This window comes from Aminobacter sp. P4_H6_2, from assembly GCF_056400805.1.
This window is the reverse complement of the sequence record NZ_JBFUKO010000929.1, coordinates 1-1,503: the sequence shown is the minus strand read 5'-3', so window position 1 is coordinate 1,503 and position 1,503 is coordinate 1. Positions and strand designations below refer to the sequence as shown.

Below are 1,503 nucleotides of genomic sequence, written 5' to 3'. Positions count from 1 at the left end.
GCCAATTGAAGGAACTGCACAATGACCGAGAGGAAAAGGCTCGGCTTCTTCACGCGTCTGCTTGAGGAGGCATCGCCTGCCGACCGTTATCGCTTCGCCACAGAACAGATCCTGACGGCCGAGCGAGAGGGCTTCGACACGGCCTGGGTGGCGCAGCATCATTTCCGCGCCGCCGAAGGTGGCCTTCCGTCGCCGCTGATCCTGCTCGCCAATGTTGCCGCCCGCACCCGCACCATCCGGCTCGGCACCGGGATCATCACGCTGCCGCTGGAAAATGCGCTGCGTGTCGCCGAGGACGCCGCCGTGCTCGACCTCATCTCGGGCGGACGGCTCGAACTGGGCGTCGGCTCGGGTGGAACACCGTCGTCCTTCACCGCCTTCGGACTGGACAGCGCCCGGCGCGGCGAGCTGCTCAACACGCATCTCCATGTCCTGCGCAGCGCCTTCGCCGGCAAGCCGTTCGAGGGCGACGACAGGTTGTATCCTGCTGCCCCGACCCTTGCCGGGCGAGTCTGGCAGGCGACGTTCTCGGTGGAAGGTGGTCGTCGTGCCGGTCTCGCAGGTGACGGCCTAATGCTGTCGCGGACGCAGCCGCGGCCGAAGGACAACCCCAACGCCTCGCTGGACGAAGTGCAGAACCCGATCATCGATGCCTATCTGGCAGCACTCCCGACAGGTGTCGCCCCGCGCATCCTGGGTTCGCGCAGCCTGTTCGTGGCCGATAGCCATAACGAGGCCCTGCAGCTTGCAGAGACGGGCCTGCGCCGCGTGCGCGATCATTTCATCGCCACCGGCCACACCCCGCCGGGCGACCGTGTCGAAGAACTCGCCACCGCATTCGACACCCATGCGGGATCGCCCGATGCGGTGATCGCGAGCCTGTCGGTCGACACCAGTCTCCGGCGCGTCACCGACGTCGTGTTCCAGGTCCATTCGGTCGACCCCAGCCATGAGCGCACGCTGCGCTCGATCGAATTGACCGCCCAGAAGGTTGCGGCTGCGCTCGGCTGGGGCAGGTCGATACCACACTCCTCGAAACTCGTTGCCTGAACGGAGGCCAGAACCATGAGCAACCCCGATATCATCGACGAGCTTGCCGGCATCGTTGTCGGCTCCAGGCTCGATCTCATCCGCTACGACCGCGTCGAGGCCCGCGACAACGCGCAGAAGAGCTATCTCGCGCTGTTCGACCCCGACGACCCGAGCGAAGTCTCGGTCCGTGACCGCTTCGCGATCGCGAGCTTTGTCGTCGGACTGCATGGCGACGACAGGGTGACGAAGCACTACATCGCCAGATTTGATGCAGAAAAGCCGTCGAAATCGCTGGCGAGCGCCATCGCGCATGAGGTTCAGCAGGGCAAGGCCAGCGGTCCTTATGGCGCTTATACCGCCGGGCCGCTGACGCGTGAGAATGTGACCGGCCCGTCATACCGCGTCGCCTCGGCGAGCCGTGAAGTCCTGGGTACGAAGCTCGCGGCCGGGCTCGAACACGCTCATCTACTC

General features: G+C 65.5%; 2 protein-coding genes. Both read left to right on the top strand.

Going from position 1 to position 1,503, the window contains the following annotated elements; all coding sequences use genetic code 11:
* Positions 1-21 precede the first annotated feature (21 nt).
* Positions 22-1,050, top strand: coding sequence for a putative FMN-dependent luciferase-like monooxygenase (locus AC1DUU_RS31765; protein WP_476787273.1), 1,029 nt, complete (start codon positions 22-24; stop codon positions 1,048-1,050).
* 15 nt (positions 1,051-1,065) lie between these two features.
* On the top strand, positions 1,066-1,503 hold a 438-nt coding region (locus AC1DUU_RS31760), incomplete at its 3' end, for a CMD domain protein (protein ID WP_476787272.1).

Bases quoted from the DNA above. Each gene is read 5' to 3' on its own strand.
- AC1DUU_RS31765 (WP_476787273.1), top strand. From the start codon at position 22: ATGACCGAGAGGAAAAGGCTCGGCTTCTTCACGCGTCTGCTTGAGGAG.